Source organism: Arthrobacter sp. UNCCL28 (assembly GCF_900102805.1).
In the GTDB taxonomy this organism is placed as follows: domain Bacteria; phylum Actinomycetota; class Actinomycetes; order Actinomycetales; family Micrococcaceae; genus Arthrobacter; species Arthrobacter nicotinovorans_A.
In genome coordinates, this window is sequence record NZ_FMWE01000020.1 from 1 (window position 1) to 1,669 (window position 1,669).

Annotated in this window: 2 protein-coding genes; one reads left to right on the plus strand and one right to left on the minus strand. The window is 61.5% G+C overall.

Features of this window, described 5'->3' with window-relative positions; translation table 11 throughout:
* Window positions 1-265 precede the first annotated feature (265 nt).
* Window positions 266-859 carry an HhH-GPD-type base excision DNA repair protein gene (locus tag BLQ01_RS22025; protein WP_091554456.1) on the plus strand — a complete coding sequence of 198 codons (594 nt, stop codon included), beginning with the start codon at window positions 266-268 and terminating at the stop codon, window positions 857-859.
* A gap of 77 nt (window positions 860-936) precedes the next feature.
* Here BLQ01_RS22025 and BLQ01_RS22030 read toward each other — a convergent pair whose 3' ends face one another.
* The gene (locus BLQ01_RS22030) at window positions 937-1,302 is read right to left on the minus strand and encodes a GNAT family N-acetyltransferase (protein ID WP_175493523.1); all 366 of its coding nucleotides are present in this window, start codon (window positions 1,300-1,302) and stop codon (window positions 937-939) included.
* Between the last annotated feature and the right edge of the window lie 367 nt (window positions 1,303-1,669).

A 1,669-nucleotide genomic window follows, 5' to 3' on the forward strand; every position in this document is an offset into this window, starting at 1 on the left:
GCCTACCGAACCGTACACACCTTCCGGCTTTCCGTTTCGCACCCGGCGACTCAGAAAACAATACACGCCCCCAACCCCCAACGCAAATCCACCCCCCACACACCACCCCACCCAACACCCAACCACCCCCACAACCCCCACCAAACCCCCGTCGAACACCAACCCCCACCAACAGCAGGTAGCCGACAGTTGCCGGGCCCGATGTGTGCCACGTCCGCGGTCACAAGAGGTGGGACCCATGACGTCGACTCCACCTGGTGGGAGGATGGAAAGCATGGAACTGCACATCACCGGAGATGCCGCCGCCGACCAACTGCTCACCGACGACGCCTTTGCGTTGCTCACAGGCATGCTGCTCGATCAACAAGTCACCATGGAGTCGGCCTTTGCCGGTCCGGAGAAGATCCGCTCCCGGCTCGGGTCGCTGGAACCTGCTGTCATCGCAGAGCACGACCCCGCCGGCTTCGTTGAGGTCTTCAAGGAGAAGCCGGCAGTCCATCGCTTCCCTGGATCGATGGCCGGCAGAGTGCAGGCCCTGGCCGAAACGGTGCACAGCGATTGGAACGGGGATGCCGCAGCAATTTGGACCCGTGGCAACCCGGATGGTCCCGAGGTACTCCGCCGGCTGAAGGCATTGCCAGGCTTCGGCGAACAGAAGGCGAAGATCTTCCTGGCGCTGTTGGGCAAGCAGTGCGGTCTACAAGCCCAGGGGTGGCGTGAAGCCGCCGGCCACTACGGCGAGGAAGGATCATACTTGTCCGTGGCCGACATCGTCGATCCACAGTGCTTGGTCAAAGTACGCGCCAGCAAGCAAGCGGCCAAGGCAGCTGCAAAGGCTGCGAAATCATCCGGTGCTTGATTCGTCAGGAACTCGACCGCCAGCGAGGTGACACTGCACGGGAGTGCTGCGCTGCCTCTGCTGGCACGGTCACCCGGCTATAGCCCGTTGTCCGTCAAGCTCAGCTGGTAATGGATGCAGGGACGTCCCGAGTTTTCGAAGACTCCGTGACCTGCAGCCTTCCAACCGGCCGCTTCGTACAGCTTCCGCGCAGGCAGGTTGTCACTCACAACCCTGAGCGAGGCCGAGGTAAAACCCTCTGTTATGAGCACCCGAGTGATGTTGGCCAGCAAGGCGCGCCCCACTCCACGGGCCTGGATGGACGGGTTCACGGCAAGCAGCGAGAGGTGGGCCGTGCGGGAGGAACCTCCCTGAGTGTCTTCCAAGACCAGTGCAAACCCGCTGATCGCTGAACGGCTTTCCACGATCGAAAGGACGCTCCCCGGGGAGGTTAGTTTCGTCAACGCCTTGCGTTTCACGTCGGGATCCGGGCGTGTGCCATCACGAAAGGCAATTGCCTGCATCCATAGGTCTGCACACCCTGGGTGGTCTTCCGCATTCCCCGAACGGAAAGTCCATGACGGCAGTGATTGCGTGTTTCGGTCCATCTCTTCCATCCCGACGTCGGCAGTTTAGAACAAGCCGTACTCAGCTTAAGACTGTCCTTCGGGGTGGATATTGTTCGGACCACTGGGACAAGCCTGGTTCCTGGCGACTTGCCTGGTTTGGTTTGCCGTGTGGTGGTTAAAGGGGAAGAGCCCCGACCTGTGGTCGGGGCTCTTGCCTAATGTGTGTCCGGCGGTGTCCTACTCTCCCACACCCTCCCGGGTG

What these genes read in the sequence shown, in the direction of transcription:
- BLQ01_RS22025 (WP_091554456.1), top strand. Translation starts at nt 266, where the DNA reads ATGGAAAGCATGGAACTGCACATCACCGGAGATGCCGCCGCCGACCAA.